The sequence below is a fragment of the Methylonatrum kenyense genome (genome assembly GCF_023195885.1).
Lineage (GTDB): Bacteria > Pseudomonadota > Gammaproteobacteria > Nitrococcales > Aquisalimonadaceae > Methylonatrum > Methylonatrum kenyense.
The window spans coordinates 238113-254888 of the sequence record NZ_JALPKO010000002.1; the positions used below are offsets into that span (position 1 = coordinate 238113).

Genomic DNA, 16776 nt, shown 5'->3' on the forward strand with positions numbered 1-16776 from the left:
CTTTCAACTCGACTATCGGGAGCGCTTGGCAGATGACGATGCTACTCGCTGGAGCGATCGGCTCACCATCGACGGTGCCTGGGAAGCCAATCTGTTTCAGTTTTATCTGCGCGTGTCGCAAAAGCTGTCGCACGATGCAGCGTTGAAAGTGCCTTTCCAGCCTGATCGGCGCGGTCAGACTGACGCCCATGAGGCACTGAAAGAAGCACTGGTAAACGCTCTTATTCATGCCAACCATTATGGCCAGGGTGGTATTTTGGTCGACCGCTTCAAGGACCGCTTCGAGTTTTCCAACCCCGGAACCTTGCTGCTCTCGCAGGAACAGTTGCTGGCTGGTGGCGTCAGTGAGTGCCGCAATAAGTCATTACAGAAAATGTTTCAGCTGCTCGGCGTAGGCGACAAGGCGGGTTCAGGCCTGGACAAGATTCGGCGCAGCTGGCACGCCCAGGTGTGGCAACCGCCCAGCCTGAAGGAAACCCTTCGTCCTGACCGGGTCATCCTCACACTGCCGCTGATTAGCGTGATGCCCGAGGATGTGATGGCGAAGCTGAATGAGCGTTTCGGAGCTGCCTTCAAAGCGCTCACTCCAGACGAAGCCCAGACGCTTGTGATAACAGCGCTGGAGCAGCAGGTGACCAACGGTCGTTTGCAGGAGATGTTGACTCTGCATCGGGTCGATATCACCCAGATGCTCAATGGCCTTGTGGAGAAGGGCATGCTGGTACCCCACGGCCGCCGCCGGGGGGCTTATTACACTTTGCCCCTGTTGGCGCCAACTAATTTGAAAGCGGAGGCCAGCTCCCCCCACAAGGACACTAGCTCCCCCCACAAGGGCACTAGCTCCCCCCACAGTGAGGAGCACTTACCGTATAGCGAAAGCGCCAACGATGATCTGATATGGGAAGATTTGACGCGGATCGCCGCCCCAGTCGCTGAAGCCCGGCGTACCCCACCAGAGACCATGCAGGCGACATTGCTCCAACTCTGTCGAGACAGATTCCTCACGCTTGCTCAGCTGTCTGATCTGCTCCGGCGTTCGCCCAAAAATATTGGTGAGCGCCACATCGCCCCCCTGGTCAAGGCTGGAAAGCTGCAGCTCCGCTACCCCAATGTCCCGAACCACAGCCGGCAGGGCTATCGCACGGTAGAAGGAGTTACCGAATGACGGCCAAGTCATTGATCATCAACTCTCCCTACGATGCTCCCTGGGCCTACTGGGAGCGAGACGGCACGCAGCTGAGCCTCCAGCAGGGTCGTCGTCCCGCGGCCTACGAGATTTTCGATACCCGCAACAACACCCAGCGCACCGAGCCCCTGGAGCAGGTCAACAAGATTCGTCAGCGCGTCGATCAGTGGCGGGCAGACGGCTACCCCGGTGTCACCAGCGCCACCCGCCAGCTCCTCGAGCACTGGCATGCGAGGGGTGATTGGGATCCGGATGCCTGTCGCTGGGAGGGTGGGCCGCGGCAGTACCCATTCTATTTCTGCCAGCTCGAGGCCATCGAGACGCTGATCTGGTGGCTGGAGGCCCAGGAATCGTACCGCCAGGGCGTCTTCCTCAGCGGTGATGGCGGCCCCTGGGAACGCATCTGCAACAAGATGGCCACCGGCTCCGGCAAGACCCAGGTGATGTCGCTGATCATCACCTGGCAGACGCTGAACGCCATCCACTATCCCAAGGATCGCCGCTACTCCAGGGCGGTGCTGATCGTGACTCCCGGCCTCACGGTGAAAAGCCGCCTGCAGGTCCTGAAGCCAGGCCACCCCCAGAACGTCTATGACGAGTTCAATCTCTGCCCCAGTGAGGCCATGCGGCAGCAGCTCAACCGTGTCGAGCTCGTCATCGAGAACTGGCACACCCTGATGCCGCTGAAGGAGCCGAACCGTTCCGTGGTCAGGAAGGGCAAGGAAAGTGACGAAGCCTTCACCCGCCGGGTGCTGGGGGCGCTTGCCAACGAACGCGATCTGATTGTAATCAACGACGAGGCCCACCACGCCTACCGCAAGCCGGCCGAGGCCAAGGTCAGCAAGAAGCAGGCCGAGGAACTGGGTATCGATTTGGACGAGGCCACCCGCTGGATCGAGGGGCTGGACCGCATCCACAAGACGCGCCGCATCCGCCGCTGCTTCGATCTCTCCGCCACGCCTTTTGCCCCCACCGGCAAGAGCAACACGGAGTCCGGCCTGTTCGATTGGATCGTGTCCGATTTCGGCCTCAACGACGCCATCGAGGCCGGGCTGGTCAAGACCCCGCGGGTGGTAGTGCGCGACGACGCCTTGGCCAACGCCAGGACCTATGCCAGTAAGCTCTATCACCTCTATCGCGAGGAGGAGGTGAAGGAAGACCTCAATCGTCGGGCCGAGGTCGCCGCCCCCCTGCCCGACCTGGTGCAGAAGGCCTATGCCCTGCTGGCCTACGACTGGAAGGAAACCCGGCAGCAGTGGCAGGAAGCCGGACACACGATTCCCCCGGTGATGCTCACCGTCTGCAACCGCACCGAGACTGCGGCGCGTATCGAGCACTTCTTCAACGGCGGTGATTGCCTGATCCAGGAGACCCAGGCCCCGGATGCCACCCTGCGAGTGGACTCCAGGGTGCTCGAGAAGGCCGAGCAGGGGGAAACCAGCAGCAGCAAGGACAAGCAGTACGCCGCCCGGTTGGAGGCCCTGATCGAAGCGGCTGGGCTACCGGCGGACAAGAAGGCCGACCTGCTGGCCATGAAACAGGAGGAGCAGCTGCGTGCCCTGGTCGATACTGTTGGCAAGCGCGGCCAGCCGGGCCAAAACCTGCAGAACGTCGTTTCGGTGGCCATGCTTTCCGAGGGCTGGGACGCCGCCAATGTCACCCACATCATGGGGCTGCGTGCCTTCACCAGTCAGCTGCTCTGCGAGCAGGTGATTGGGCGCGGCCTGCGTCGTGTCTCCCATGACATGGACGCCGACCGCAAGTTTCTTCCCGAGTACGTCAATGTCTTCGGCGTGCCGCTCTCGATCTTCCAGGATGCCAGCGAAGGCGGCGAGGCACCGCCGCCGCCGAAGCCAAGCGTGCGCGTTGAGGTGGAGCCTGGCCGGAATCACCTTGAAATTTGCTGGCCCAACGTTGATCGCATCGACAGCGTTCTCAAGCCGGAGCTGGTGATGGATTGGCAGGGCGTGCCGATTCTGACCCTGGACCCCGCCCAGACCCCGCTCAACGCCGATATTGCGCCCTCACTAACGGGATCTCCCAACCTGGCCATGGCCACCGAGATCGATCTGGAGCGGGCGGTTGACGATTTCCGGTTGCAGAATCTGATCTTCCGGGCGGCCCGCAAGCTCTATCTGCAAAACGAGGCCGCCTTCGGAGGGGACAAGCAGTACCTCGCGGTTCAACTGATCCGGTTGGTCGAACAGTTTTTGGAGAGCCGAAAGCTGGATATTCCAAGCTTGTGGCATCAAGACCCGTTCCGCCGTCGCCTGCTGTTCGCGTTGAACATGGATACCGTGGTCAACCACGTGAATCGTCATGTCAGCGAACAGAACGTGGAGCGTCAGGAGCTGGTCTTCGATGAACACCAGCCCATTGGTGCCACGTCTTACATGCGCCCCTGGCTCACCACCAAGCCCTGCGCGGCGACGGAGCGATCGCAGATCAGTCATGTTGTCTACGACAGCACCTGGGAAAAACTGGTGGCAGATATCTGCGAGGAGCACTCGAAGATTACCGCCTGGGTCAAGAACGACCACATCGATTTCAAGGTGCGCTACCTGTGGCGGGGCTCTTCCCGCAACTTCGTTCCCGACTATCTGATCCGCCTCGCCAATGGCAAGACGCTCGTGCTCGAGGTAAAGGGTCAGGACAGCCAGCAGAACGCCGAGAAGCGGACGGCCATGGCAACGTGGGTAACGGCCGTCAATGAGCAGGGCGGATTCGGTCAGTGGGTGTTCGATACCGTGTTCGAGCCGGCGAAGACGCGAGACGTTATCAACCGCCATATTGAATCTCGTACTGCGGACGGAGTCGCCGTTAGCTAATGAATTGAATGGCTCGCGAAAGCGGCGACGAGAGTGCGCGCTCTGCCGTGCCTACACTATTGGGAGCCTATCCCGCGGTGGAGGAGACGGAACATGGCAGCCAAGTCCGGTCGGCGGCCGAAGCCCGACAGGGAACTGCTGGCGATCGCCGATTACGTCTGCGGATCGGCGGCCGGCGGCAAGCTTGCTTTCGAGACCGCCCGTTACATGCTGATGGACAGCCTGGCCTGCGCCATTCTGGCCTTGCGCTATCCGGCCTGTACCAAGCTGCTCGGGCCGGTGGTGCCGGGCGCGGAAATGTCGAACGGCGTGCCGGTGCCGGGCACCAGTTATCGGCTCGAGCCGGTGCAGGCGGCATTCAATATCGGCGCAATGATTCGCTGGCTCGACTTCAACGACACCTGGCTGGCAGCCGAGTGGGGGCATCCATCGGACAATCTGGGTGGTGTGCTGGCGGCCGCAGATTACCTGAGTCGCCAACGCCTGGCGCGTAATGAATCACCGCTGGTCATGCGCGATGTGTTACAGGCTGCGATCCGCTGCCACGAGATCCAGGGTGTACTGGCGCTGGAGAACAGCTTCAATCGGGTCGGGCTGGACCATGTGATGCTTTGCCGTATCGCTACCGCGGCGGTGACAACCCGGTTGCTTGGCGGCAGTCGCGAGGATGTGGTCAACGCCGTGTCCCACGCCTGGATCGACGGCTCCAGCCTGCGCACCTACCGTCACGCGCCGAATACCGGATCCCGCAAGAGCTGGGCGGCCGGCGATGCCTCGGCCCGCGGCCTGCGCCTGGCACTGATCTGTCTGACCGGCGAGATGGGCTATCCCACCGCCCTGTCCGCGAAGGGCTGGGGCTTCAACGATGTCCTGTTCGGTGGCCGCAGGCTCAGGGTGAAGCAGGCCTACGCCAGTTACGTCATGGAAAATGTCCTGTTCAAGATCGCCTATCCCGCCGAGTTCCATGCCCAGACCGCGGTCGAGGCGGCCATGGCCCTGCATCCGCAGGTCAGGGGTCGCCTCGATGACATCGACCAGGTCCTGGTCGAGACCCAGGAAGCCGCCGTGCGCATCATCGACAAGAGCGGACCGCTGCATAATCCGGCCGATCGCGATCACTGTCTGCAATACATGGTGGCGGTGCCGCTGATCTTCGGCCGCCTCACTGCCGAGGACTACGAGGACGGCGTTGCCGCCGATCCGCGTATCGATGCCTTGCGCAAGCGCATGCAGGTTACCGAGAACACGGAGTTCTCGAAGGACTACCTCGACCCGAAGAAACGCGCCATCGGCAACGCGGTAACGGTGCTGTTCAAGGACGGCAGCAGCACCGACCGCGTCGCCGTGGACTATCCGGTCGGCCACCGCCGGCGGCGCAAGGAGGGTATCCCCCTGCTGCTGCAGAAGTTCGAGGATGCGCTGGCGAGCCGCTTCGCGCCGCGCCAGGCGGAGAGCATCCGCGAGGCCTGTTCCACGCAGAAAGGTCTCGAGGCAATGTCGGTCCCTGCGTTCATGGACGTGTGGGCGGCGTAAATGCGTTTAATCGAAGCAGTTGCGGAGGCGAGCCATGAATAGGCCTGAAGTATCACCCGAGTCCACGGGCTCCGGTCGGCTGCAGCGGCCGAAAGACGGGCAGACCCGGTTTACCATCTTCGCCTGCGCGCTGGGGAACATTCTGCTGGCGGACCGGCCGGAGGGCGTCTGCGCGGTCCTGCTGGGCGATTCCGAAGCCGAGTTGCTGGCAGAATTGCGCCGGCGCTTTCCCGGGTGCCCACTTGTCGCTGACGATGCCGGGCTGGCCGCCCGGCGGGAGCATCTGCTCAAGGGGCTGGACGGCGATGCCGTCGTCGATGAGCTGCCCCTTGCTCCCGAGGGCACCGCGTTTCAGCAGCGGGTCTGGCAGGCGCTCCGTCGGATTCCGGCCGGGTCCACCGCCAGCTATTCCGAGATTGCGCGCTGGATCGGTGCACCGAGGTCTGCGCGGGCGGTGGCGGCTGCCTGTGCCGCCAATCCCATCGCGGTGCTGATCCCCTGCCACCGGGTGCTGCGCCAGGATGGCAGCCTGTCCGGCTATCGCTGGGGTGTGGAACGCAAGCGTACGCTGCTGGCTCGGGAGGCGGTGAGCTAGCAGCGAAAAGCCGATTGCCGCGGCCGCTGCGCGCCATCACCACGCCAACACTTCCGCTGGCAGGGAACGTGGTACCTTTGAAACAAAACTGTCATGTTTCGGAGGGCCTCGACCTTGGTCAGCGAACAGGGTTTTTTCAGTGAACTGCTGGGTGCCCTGCGCCGCAGCCTGATCGACACCTTCGGCGTCTTCGAGACCGGCGAAACGGATCTTGCGACCCTGGCGGCGAGCTGGCTCAGCCAGCTCATCGTCTCGGTCATCCTGATCTCGATCTTCCTGTTGGCCTACCTCGGCATTCGGCGCGCCATGCGCGCGATGCTGCTGCGTATCGGTCTTTCCGAGCAGGTTTTCAATCCGGTCTTCATCGGCCTGCGCTACGTCTTCTTCCTGCTCACCGCGCTGGCGATCATGGCCCAGCTTGGCGTGAGCCCCGATCTGCTGAAGGCCGTGGCGCGGGCGGCGATGATCGCGCTGATGTTCTACGTCGCCTGGGCCGTGGTGACCAAGATCCTGATCACGATGTTGCAGCGTTACCAGCTGGATCCGTCCATCGAGCAGTTGATGCGCAATGTGGTCTCGGTGCTGATCGTCGCCTTCGGCATTGTCACCGTGCTGGCCCAGTTCGGTTTCGACATCCTGTCGGTGGTGGCCGGCCTCGGTATCGTCGGCCTGGCGGTGGGCTTTGCTGCCCAGTCCACGCTGTCCAATTTCATCGCCGGCATCACGATTCTGCTGGAGCGCCCGTTCCGGATTGGTGATTGGGTGCGGATCCACGAGCAGGACGGCAAGGTGATGAAGATCGCGCTGCGGACCACCTGGCTGCGAACCCGTGACAACGTGTTCACGATGATCCCGAACGAGAGCGTAGCCTCGTCGGACATCATCAACTACAGCACCGAGGGGCCGATCCGGGTACGCATGACCGTCGGCATTGCCTACAAGGAATCCATTGCCGCCGCGCGGGCGGTCATCCTGCCGATTCTGGAAGCCCACGAGGACGTGCTCGCCCTGCCCGACATGATGCCTTCGGTGAATGCCGCCGAGCTGGCGGATTCCTCGGTGAATCTGCGGATGTCCTACTGGATCCAGCCCTACAACATCGACCGCCAGCCGCGGATCAATGCCCAGTTGCTGGAGAGCATCAAGGAGGGGTTGGATGCGGCAGGGATCGAAATTCCGTTCCCGCACCTGCAGCTCTTCATCGACGATGCCAAGGGCCTGGCGCCGGTGTTGGAGCCGTTCCAGCGTGTTGTCCGCCAGAAGTCGGCCGACTGAACGGTTGTCACCCCGCCCGGCCTGGTGATCCGGTGTGGCTCAGGTGGACGAACTGCACACAGCTATTCGGGGGCGAGGCCAGGGCCGTCTTCTGCTTCCCGGATTTCCAGCCAGCGAGGGGCACCTGGCTTAGGCCAGGACTTCGACGCGATTGCGGCCGCCCAGCTTGGCCTTGTAGGCCGCCTGATCGGCCTGATCGATCAGCGCCTCCAGGGTGTCGGCGGCTTCGCCGGTGGTGCTTGTCGCAAGACCGATGCTGACCGTGATGTCGACGGGGTCCGTGTCGTCATTGCCGTCACCGGTAAACGGGCGCTCGGCGACCGCGCCACAGATCCGTTCGGCGATCACCTGCGCGCGGGCAGCATCCACGCCGGGAAGCAGCACGACGAATTCCTCGCCGCCGAACCGGGCCAGCACGTCCTCCATGCGGATGCATTGTTCGATGCGCGCGCTAAGCTCGCGAAGCACCCGGTCACCGCAGTGGTGACCAAATCGGTCATTGATCGCCTTGAAGTGGTCGGCGTCGATGAACAGCACGCCGAGCCTGCGTCCGCCAGCCGCCGCGCGTTGCAGAACGCTCTCACCGAGACGGCGCAGGCCCCGCCGATTGAGGGCACGGGTCAGCGGATCGGTTTCCGCATCCTGGCGGAGGTTAAGGCCCTCGCGGTAGGTCCGTAACACCAGATGTTCGATCAAGGTCAGGATCAGTGCCACCGGCCCGTAAGCCATCCAGACATAGGCATTGTAGATGCGCATATCCAGATGCGTGCCGTAGCCGGCCAGAACCAGCAGGTTCGGCAGTAGCGCCAGGAAACCGAGCAACAGGACATTGAAACGCAGGCTCTGGGCCTGACCGATGAATGGCACAAAAATGAAGAAGTACAGGAAGGCACCGATGCCATAGCTCGCGCCGCCGTCCAGCTGGCGCAGGATCTCTATGAAACTGATCTGCACAAAGGCAGCCACCAGTACCATACCAATGCGCGCCACTGGGCCCGTCGGACGGTGGCGGATGACCAGTGCGAGCAGCAGCACCGCCAAGGCCTGGACCAGGCGCATGCCGACCACATCGCCAGCATGCTCAGGATCGACCGCGTAGTCCCAGGCAAGGTTGCTGAAGACGAAAAGCGCCGCGATGAAGGTCGCGACCACCGAGAACGGACCCAGGAATCGGCCCTTCGCAGCCAGGTAATCGGCGCCGTGGATTGTGCCTAGCCACTGTATCGCGGCCTGGAACCGGGAATGGCCGGCAAGCGCTGATGTCATGCAGGTCACCCCTGCCTCACTGCGGGGCCGCATCGCGGCCGGCAAGCACCACGGTCTTCAGCGTCCGCAGCGCACGGATATTCTCGCTCGGATCCTCGGACAGGAGTATGAAATCCGCCCATTTGCCGGGCTCCAGCGTGCCCAGTTCCTTGCCCACACCCAGGCAGTCGGCGGCGTGGCGGGTGGCGGATTCCAGGATATCCGCCGGCGACATGCCGGCCTCCTGCATCATCGCCATCTCCATGTGTTCGAAATAGCCCTGGAAACGGGCCGGCGGACCACTGTCGGTGCCCATCGCGATACGTACCCCGGCGGCATGGAGCGCGAGCATGTTGCTCATTGCCAGCGGCAGGGCCGCGCGGTAATAGTCGGCGGCATCGCCGGTGAAGCGGGCCTGAACCTCCGGCTCCTGCAACTGCTCAAGCACGTCGGGGTCGGCATGGCGCAGGAAGAACGGATCGTCAAAAAAGTCGGGGCGTTCGGCGTAGATAAAGGTCGAGACTTCGCGGGTCAGGGTGGGCGTGATGCAGACATCCCGTTCCAGCATCAGCCGGATCAGTTCGTCGTCGACCGGCGCATCGCGCACGCTGTGGGCGATCAGGTCCGCTCCTTCCTCCAGCAGTCCCTTGGCGTGCTCCAGCGTGACCATGTGGGTGGCCACCGCGTCGCCATGCCCATGAGCCTCGTCGATGAAGGCGCTGTAGGCCTCGCGGGGCATGGCTTCTGCCTGTCCCAGCTGATCATCGACACGAATCTTCAGCCAGTCCGGATCAGTGGCACGCAGTTCGCGAACCGCCTCGCGGGCAGCCTCGGCATCCACCGGATTCGGCACCGTGCCGGCAACGAAAAGCCGCGCCATGCTGGAATCCGCCGGATCCATCCCGTCGCGCACGGCAAACGCCTCCGGCGGCTCGTCACCGAGGCTGACGACGGTGGTGATGCCGTAGGCGGCGTAGAGTTGTAACTGCTCAATCACGTTGTCGCGGCTGTGGATTTCCGGTCCGGTCTCGAGGCCGCGGGCCATGCCGACATGCCCATGGGCGTTGATCAGGCCGGGCACAATGTACTGACCGGAGACGTCGTGCACCGTGGCGTCCTCCGGCAGCGGCCGTTCGCCACGGGAGAACACGTCGACCACTCGGCCATCGCCGACCAGCAGCACTGCGTCTTCCAGATACCCTTGTTCCTTGCCAAGCCAGACGGCGCCGCCCACCCAGGCAGTGGGCGCCGAGGCCATGGCTCCGTGGCCGGCAAGCAGCAGACCCAGCAGGGTGCCGGGAAGGAACAGGCGAAAGCAGGCCATGGCATATTCCTGAGGTGACGAAGCTGCGGAAACCATAATACCGAGGTTGAAGGCAGCATCACGCCTTGATCTGTATCAATCCACCGATGCGGTTCATGGTTAGCATGGTACGGGTATACACGGAACATCGGACGGGGTCGCGGCATGGCGGCCCCTTATCGATGCAGGGGATAATCATGGACGTGAATGTTCCGACGGATCTCGGGCACTGGATTGCGGCGCTGGCATCCATTGCCCTCCTGCTATTTCTGCTGGTCGGTCTGCGCTGGAAATCCACCGAGGCAGGCCCGCTGGGCATGTTCGCCGCGGTGCTGATTTCCCTCCTGTTGTTCCAGACTCCACTGGAGACCATCTCGGTGGCCGTGGGCAAGGGGATCTGGGATTCGATCTTCATCCTGTATGTGATCTGGCCGGCCTTGCTGCTGTACGTGGTGGCCGATCGTGCCGGGGCCTTTAATTCCCTGCGCGTCGGCATCGCGCGCTTCAGCAAGAACGATCTGTTTCTGGTGCTGGCCTTCGGCTGGGTGTTTGCCTCGTTCCTGCAGGGGATTGCTGGGTTCGGCGTGCCCATCGCCGTCGTGGCGCCCCTGTTGCTGGCCATCGGGGTCAAGCCGATCTTTGCCGTGGCGATTCCCCTGCTGGGCCATGCCTGGGCCAATATGTTCGGCACCATTGCGGTAAGCTGGCTGGCCACCAATCAGGTGATCGACATCGCCGACCCTCTTGGCACGGCCTGGCAAACGGCGATCCTGCTGTGGATCGTTAACATCGCCGGTGGTCTAGCTATTGCCTGGATGTATGGCCGAGGCCCTGCCATCCGCCATGCTCTGCCGATGATCCTGATCATCTCGCTGATCCATGGCGGCGGCCAACTGGCGCTCGTGTTCTGGAATCCGGTGGTGTCCAACTTCATCGCCGGCACCATCGCCCTGCTGATGCTCTATCCGTTGTCCACGTGGCGGCGGTACGACCAGCCCCATGCGGAGATGCCGGTCCAGGCCATGGCCGAGGGCAGCGAGCGGGTGGCTGCTCAGCGCGAGCAGCGCGGTCACGACCCGGTGATGGGGCTGGGAATGGCCACGTTCCCGTATGTGGTGCTGACCGTGGTGACTCTCGGGGCCCTGCTGACGCCCCAGATCGAATCCTTCCTTGGTGCGTTCCGTGCCGGGCTGCCCTTCGCCGAGGTTGGTACCGGCTATCATGTGGTGCGGGATGCCACGGATGCCTATGCGCCATTCGCTGTCTTCACCCATCCCGGGACCTTCATCCTGGTGGCGGCAATCATCTCCTGGGTGGTGTACCGGGCACGAGGCTATTACGGTGCCTGGGCGCGCATCAAGCAGCAGGAGTCCATCTGGAAGGGCGTTACTGATGGCGCATTGCCGGCATCCGTGGCGGTACTGTCGTTCCTGGCCATGGCCACGGTATTCGACCATTCCGGCCAGACGCAGACCCTGGCACTAGGAATCGCCGGCGCTACGCCAGCGCTGGGCTATGCCTTCGCCGCCAATTTCATCGGGGTGCTGGGTGCCTTCATGACCTCCAGCAATACTGCGTCCAACGTGCTGTTCTCCGGGCTGCAACAGAATGTGGCACAGCTGCAGAATATCTCTTCCTCGTCGGTGATCGCGGCACAAAGTGCCGGTGGCGCGCTGGGGAACGCCATCGCTCCGGCCAACGTGGTGCTGGGCACCGGCACCACCGGCATCAGCGGCAAGGAGGGGGCAGTGCTGCGCCAGACCTTGCCCTGGTCGATTGCCATCGCCCTGGTGATCGGTCTGGTCACCGTGATCCTGACCACATTCTGAGGAGCCGATGATGAAACCGAAAACCGCCCTTGGTATTGCGTTTGTTCTGTTTCTGATGGGGTTGCCGCTGATAAGCGGCGGTTCCACCGCCGATAGCGCCCTGATGCTCTATCTCGGGTTTGTGCTGGTGCTGGCCGGGGCCGCCCTGCCGCCTGCGATACGCCTGCGTGAGTGGCTGTCGTCCAGCGACGGCGAATCCTGAATCGGGAGGGAGGAACCGCCATGACCCATTCCAACGGACCGAGAACCGGACGCCCACCCACCCGCGGTACCCGTGGCATGGTGGCCACACCCCATGTGCTGGCCAGCGAGGCGGGCCAGCACATGCTGCGGCGCGGGGGCAGCGCCGTGGATGCGGCCATTGCCGCCAATGCGGTGCTTTGTGTGGTGTACCCGCACATGGCGGGGCTCGGTGGCGACGCTTTCTGGTTGATTGCCGATCCACGGGATGGTTACCGGGTCAGCGCCCTGAATGCCAGTGGCCCGGCCGCCGATGGGGCCACCATCGAGTCCTATCGGGAACAGGGGTACAAGGAAGCGATTCCGCCCCGAGGGGCTGCTGGGGCCCTGACCGTCCCCGGTGCCGTGGATGGTTGGTGGCAGGCCCATCAGCGGCATGGAACGTTACCCTGGGATGTCCTGTTCGCTGACGCCATCCACTATGCGGCAGACGGCTTTCCGGTGGCCAACTCGCTGGCGGAGTGGACGGTCAAGGACACCGCCCTGCTGCGCGAGTATCCGGCCACTGCGGCACTGTACATGCCTCGGGGGCATGCCCCCCGGGCCGGAGAACGGTTGACCAGCCCGGCATTGGCGGAATCCTTCCGGCGGCTGGCCGAGCAGGGACCACGGGCGGGGTTCTACGAGGGCGAGTCGGCGGAACGGATCTGCGATGCCCTGGCCGGGAAGGGGTCACCCTTGCGCGCGCGGGACTTTGCCGCCTTCCGGGCCGACTGGGTCGAGCCCATTTCCGTGGATTACCGTGGCTTTACTGCTTACGAGTTTCCGCCCAATACCCAGGGGTTCGCGGCCCTGCAGATACTGAACCTGATGGAGGGCTTCGACCTGCGGGGATTCGGCGACGCCTCGGCGGATTATCTGCACCATCTGGCCGAGTCGGTGAAGCTGGCCTTTGCCGATCGCAATGCCTGGCTCACGGACCCCCGCTTCCTGGACATTCCCCTGGACCGTCTGCTTGACAAGGGCTATGCCGAGCAACGGCGGCAACTGATTGATCCGGAACGGGCCATGGTGATGGAGGAGGTGGCGCCTGGGATCGTTCCCGAAGGGTATTCCGGGGCAAACGCCGATCCCGGAGGCGACACCTGTTATTTCTGCGCGGTGGACGATGAGGGCTTGGCGGTCTCCGTGATCCAGTCCATCTATCACGATTTCGGCAGCGTGGAGATAGCGGGGGATACTGGCATCATCCTGCAGAATCGCGGCTCGTTTTTCTCCCTGGATCCCGCGCACCCGAACGCTCTGGCACCCGGCAAGCGCACCTTCCATACCCTGATTCCAGCCATGCTGTACCGCGAGGGCCGTCCCTATCTTGTGTATGGCTCCATGGGGGGTGAAGGCCAGCCCCAGACCCATGCCGCGATGGTGTCGCGGATCGTGGACTTCGGCTACGACGTGCAGCAGGCCATCGAGGCGCCGCGCTGGTTGATGGGGCGGACCTGGGGGACCAAGGTCCAGGATCTTGCCCTGGAGGGCCGAATCAGTGACCTGGTGGTCAACGAGCTCAAGCGCCGTGGCCAGCCGGTGAAGCCGGTGGAGGACTGGAACGACAACATGGGGCATGCCCAGGCGATCCGCATCGATCCGGAGTCCGGCCTGCTGGAGGGGGGAGCCGATCCCCGGGGTGACGGGGCCGCAATCGGGTACTGAAGGCGCCGCCGGTGGTGGCGCTCAGTGCACCACCAGGACCGGGCAGTCCGCGTGGTGCAGGACCCGTTGGGTGACGCTGCCCATCAACAGTTCTCCGGCACGGGACAGGCCCCGACGCCCCATCACAATCAGGCCATCCGTCTGCCCGGCAACCCGCGCCACCAGAGCAGCGCCGGGCTTGCCGGTGAGAATCTCCTCGTCGATGACCAGATCAGTTTCCCCCAGGGCTTGGCGGGCGCCGTCGAAGGCCGCCCGCGCCACTTCTTGGCGCAGTTGTTCGAAGGCCTCGGGCTGAAAATAGCGCACCGACCCCTCGTCGGACATGCCGAACATTTCCAGCGGATCATCGGGCAGCGCGAATAGCAGGGTCAGCGGTACCCCCAGCCGTCTGGCCAGCTGGCCCCCGTAAGCGGCGGCGCGTTTGCCCCCTTCGGAGCCATCTACGGCGACGAACAGGCGATCCGGTGTGGAACGGGTCATGGTTGTGCTCCTGCTTCCGATGCGCGGATCAGGTGTTCCGGACCCGACGGATGATGGCGTCGGTGTATTCGCGTGTGCTGGCCGAACCGCCCAGATCTCCGGTGCGGACACCCTCATCGTCGATGACACGTTCAATCGCGTCCCGCAGCACATCCGCCCGTTGCTGTTCGCCGATGTGGTCGAGCATCATTGCCGCGGCAAGCAGCACAGCCGAGGGGTTGGCAATGCCCTTGCCGGCGATATCCGGCGCAGAGCCGTGAACTGCTTCGAAAATGGCCGCATCTGCGCCGATATTGCCGCCAGGCGCCATCCCCAATCCACCTACCAGGCCGGCGACCTCATCCGACAGGATGTCGCCGAAAAGATTGGTGGTGAGGATCACGTCGAACTGGGACGGGTTCAGGACCAATTGCATTGCGCAATTGTCGACGATCTTGTCCTCGACCTCGATCTTGCCCCGATAGCGTTCGGCCACCTCCATCGCGGTATCCAGGAACAAACCAGTGAGCACCTTCAGGATGTTGGCCTTGTGCACGATCGTGACCTTCTTGCGCCCCTGCTCCAGCGCATACTCGAAGGTCCACTCGGCGATCCGCCGGCAACCCTCCCGGGTATTGAACCCGGTGCCCTCGGCTACGGCTCGCGGGTCGTCGCCCACCGGAATGTAATGCTCAAAACCGACATAGAAGCCTTCGGTGTTTTCACGCACAAGAATGATGTCGACATTCTCGAAGCGGCCGCCATGCACATAAGTGTGTGCCGGGCGAAGGTTGGCGAACAGCTTGAAGGCCTCCCGCAGCCGTACATTGACGGAGCGGAAACCGCTGCCGACCGGCGTGGCCAGCGGACCCTTTAGCGCCAGCCGTGTCTTGCGGATGCTGTCCAGCGTGGCCTGCGGCAGAGGGTCCCCGGTCTGTTCGTAGGCACCGGCCCCGGCCTGCTGGTCGTCCCAGTCAAAGCGTGCGCCAAGGGCATCCAGCACATCCAGTGATGCGTCCATGATCTCGGGGCCTATGCCATCGCCCCGAAGCAGCGTGGCCGGGATTGCGCGTTCCATCGGTCGCATGGCGATTCCTCCTTCGAACGGAATTCGAACATTTCAGCGGCTGTGAGCATCCTACCCGTTCCGGCCCGGCAGACCCACGCCGGATTTTCGACTGCACTTGCGGAGCCGGGTTGGGTATCGGCCCGGTCACGTCCTGCATCGCACAATCAGGCGGCGTCGCCGCGAACACGTTGCCACCGGATTGGTCAGAGCATCAGCTGCAATGAGGATCCCGATATGACCTGGCGCCCGGCCGCGCTCGTTTGCCTGTTGGTCTTGGTGCTGACCGCCTGCAGTCGGGTGGAACTGGTCTATGAGCATGCCGACTGGCTTGGCGCCCGCCAGATCGCGAACTACCTGGATCTCGATCGGGACCAGCGTCTGGCATTGCGTGAAGAGCTCCGCAGCTACCGCGAGTTTCACCGCGCACGGCGCCTGCCGGAGCTGATTGCCTGGCTCGAGCAAATGGAATTCGTGCTGGCGCAGGCAGATCCGAGCGACGATGCCATTGCGATGCTGTTCGATGATGGCGAGGCTTTGTTGCGGCGCAAGGCAGCAGACCTGATTCCCCTTGCCGCGCGAACCCTAAGGGACCTGGATGCGGAGCAACGGCAGGACCTCGCCGAGCGGCTGGCGGACGGTCGGGAGGAATACGCCGAGGAACGGCAGCCAGAGCGCGCCGATCGGACGCTGGAGCGCGTGGAGGGCTGGACCGGTGCCCTGGGGCAGGGACAGCGGGCACACCTGGAACGTTGCGGCCGGCGTTTGCCGGACGTCACTGACGACTGGCTCAGGTGGCGGGCCGAGCGCGAGCAGGCCTTGTTGACCCTGCTGGATGGTGCACCCGAGCAGCAGGCCGTCGAACAGTTCCTGCACGACTGGTGGCTCAACGATGCGGCCCGGGGTGAGGTGCTGGAATCCGCCCGCGCCGAGACGCGTGCCCTCTGGCAGGAGTGCAGCCGCACCTTGCTGGCGACGCTGACACCCGGGCAACGGCAGTCCGTGCAGTCCCGCCTGGATCGCTACCGGGGCAACTTTCTCAGCCTGACCGCGCGCTGACGGGCCGGCGGCGTCCCCACGATTAGAAAAAAACGGGCGCCTCGACGGCGCCCGTTCAGTCATCCATGGCCAGCCCGGATCAGGTGGCCTGGATTTCGATGCGGCGTTTCCGGTGGGTGTCGCGTTTCGGCAGGCGGACGTTCAGCACACCGTGGTGAATCGTTCCCTCGATGCCATCGGTGTCGATTTCGTCGCCCAGCGTGAAATAACGGGCGTAGCGACTGCCCCGCAGGTCGGCGTAGCGCGCTGACACGCCCTCCGGCATCTGCACGGCAATCTCGCCCTCGATGGACAGGGTATGATCCTTGACCTCAACCCCCAGTGATTCCGGCGTCACGCCGGGCATATCCGCCAGGATCGTTACCGCATCATCCTGCTCGAAAATATCCACAGGCGGCACAATGGCGCGATCCCGCCAGCCCTGTTCGGCCGCCTGATTGGCAGCCCGTTCCGGCTGCAGTTCACGGTTTTCGACACGCTGTACTTCACTCATGATCAATCACCTCCC

General features: G+C 63.6%; 14 protein-coding genes. 9 read left to right on the forward strand and 5 right to left on the reverse strand.

All coding sequences use genetic code 11. From position 1 onward, the window contains the following. The first annotated feature begins 25 nt into the window (after nucleotides 1–25). From M0534_RS03220 to M0534_RS03240, 5 genes are all read left to right on the forward strand, one after another. Nucleotides 26–1165 carry an ATP-binding protein gene (locus M0534_RS03220; protein ID WP_248566978.1) on the forward strand — a complete coding sequence of 380 codons (1140 nt, stop codon included), beginning with the start codon at nucleotides 26–28 and terminating at the stop codon, nucleotides 1163–1165. After that, nucleotides 1162–4014 (forward strand): BPTD_3080 family restriction endonuclease, encoded by a 2853-nt coding sequence (locus M0534_RS03225; RefSeq protein WP_248566979.1) that lies wholly within the window; start codon nucleotides 1162–1164, stop codon nucleotides 4012–4014. Before M0534_RS03220 ends, M0534_RS03225 begins: the two co-directional genes overlap by 4 nt. Nucleotides 4015–4107: 93 nt before the next feature. Then, nucleotides 4108–5547, forward strand: coding sequence for a bifunctional 2-methylcitrate dehydratase/aconitate hydratase (locus M0534_RS03230; RefSeq protein ID WP_248566980.1), 1440 nt, complete (start codon nucleotides 4108–4110; stop codon nucleotides 5545–5547). 34 nt (nucleotides 5548–5581) lie between these two features. Continuing rightward, nucleotides 5582–6142, forward strand: a complete 561-nt coding sequence (locus tag M0534_RS13695; protein ID WP_282571257.1) for a methylated-DNA--[protein]-cysteine S-methyltransferase — start codon at nucleotides 5582–5584, stop codon at nucleotides 6140–6142. A gap of 114 nt (nucleotides 6143–6256) precedes the next feature. Continuing rightward, on the forward strand, nucleotides 6257–7417 hold the full coding sequence (locus tag M0534_RS03240) for a mechanosensitive ion channel family protein (RefSeq protein ID WP_248566981.1): 1161 nt from the start codon (nucleotides 6257–6259) through the stop codon (nucleotides 7415–7417). Between the two features lie 129 nt (nucleotides 7418–7546). Here the strand turns inward: M0534_RS03240 and M0534_RS03245 are convergent, their stop codons facing one another. Beyond that, nucleotides 7547–8683, reverse strand: coding sequence for a GGDEF domain-containing protein (locus M0534_RS03245; RefSeq protein WP_248566982.1), 1137 nt, complete (start codon nucleotides 8681–8683; stop codon nucleotides 7547–7549). 16 nt (nucleotides 8684–8699) lie between these two features. After that, the gene (locus M0534_RS03250) at nucleotides 8700–9986 is read right to left on the reverse strand and encodes an amidohydrolase family protein (RefSeq protein ID WP_248566983.1); all 1287 of its coding nucleotides are present in this window, start codon (nucleotides 9984–9986) and stop codon (nucleotides 8700–8702) included. Nucleotides 9987–10162: 176 nt separating this feature from the next. Between M0534_RS03250 and M0534_RS03255 the strand changes: the two genes are divergently transcribed. Genes M0534_RS03255 through ggt form a run of 3 tightly spaced genes read left to right on the forward strand, consistent with a single transcriptional unit; the run spans nucleotide 10163 to nucleotide 13684 of the window. After that, nucleotides 10163–11794 (forward strand): L-lactate permease, encoded by a 1632-nt coding sequence (locus M0534_RS03255; protein ID WP_248566984.1) that lies wholly within the window; start codon nucleotides 10163–10165, stop codon nucleotides 11792–11794. Nucleotides 11795–11804: 10 nt separating this feature from the next. After that, nucleotides 11805–11996, forward strand: a complete 192-nt coding sequence (locus M0534_RS03260) for a hypothetical protein (protein WP_248566985.1) — start codon at nucleotides 11805–11807, stop codon at nucleotides 11994–11996. A 20-nt stretch (nucleotides 11997–12016) separates the two neighbouring features. After that, nucleotides 12017–13684: a gamma-glutamyltransferase gene (gene ggt, locus M0534_RS03265; protein ID WP_248566986.1), complete on the forward strand. Its 1668-nt coding sequence runs from the start codon at nucleotides 12017–12019 to the stop codon at nucleotides 13682–13684. A 21-nt stretch (nucleotides 13685–13705) separates the two neighbouring features. Here ggt and M0534_RS03270 read toward each other — a convergent pair whose 3' ends face one another. After that, nucleotides 13706–14164: a universal stress protein gene (locus M0534_RS03270; RefSeq protein WP_248566987.1), complete on the reverse strand. Its 459-nt coding sequence runs from the start codon at nucleotides 14162–14164 to the stop codon at nucleotides 13706–13708. Nucleotides 14165–14192: 28 nt separating this feature from the next. After that, a complete protein-coding gene (locus tag M0534_RS03275) occupies nucleotides 14193–15230 on the reverse strand; it encodes an isocitrate/isopropylmalate dehydrogenase family protein (RefSeq protein ID WP_248566988.1) in 1038 nt (345 codons plus the stop codon). A 216-nt stretch (nucleotides 15231–15446) separates the two neighbouring features. Between M0534_RS03275 and M0534_RS03280 the strand changes: the two genes are divergently transcribed. Further along, a complete protein-coding gene (locus tag M0534_RS03280; protein WP_248566989.1) occupies nucleotides 15447–16268 on the forward strand; it encodes a DUF6279 family lipoprotein in 822 nt (273 codons plus the stop codon). Between the two features lie 79 nt (nucleotides 16269–16347). Here M0534_RS03280 and M0534_RS03285 read toward each other — a convergent pair whose 3' ends face one another. Continuing rightward, nucleotides 16348–16761 (reverse strand): Hsp20/alpha crystallin family protein, encoded by a 414-nt coding sequence (locus tag M0534_RS03285; RefSeq protein ID WP_248566990.1) that lies wholly within the window; start codon nucleotides 16759–16761, stop codon nucleotides 16348–16350. Nucleotides 16762–16776 lie beyond the last annotated feature (15 nt).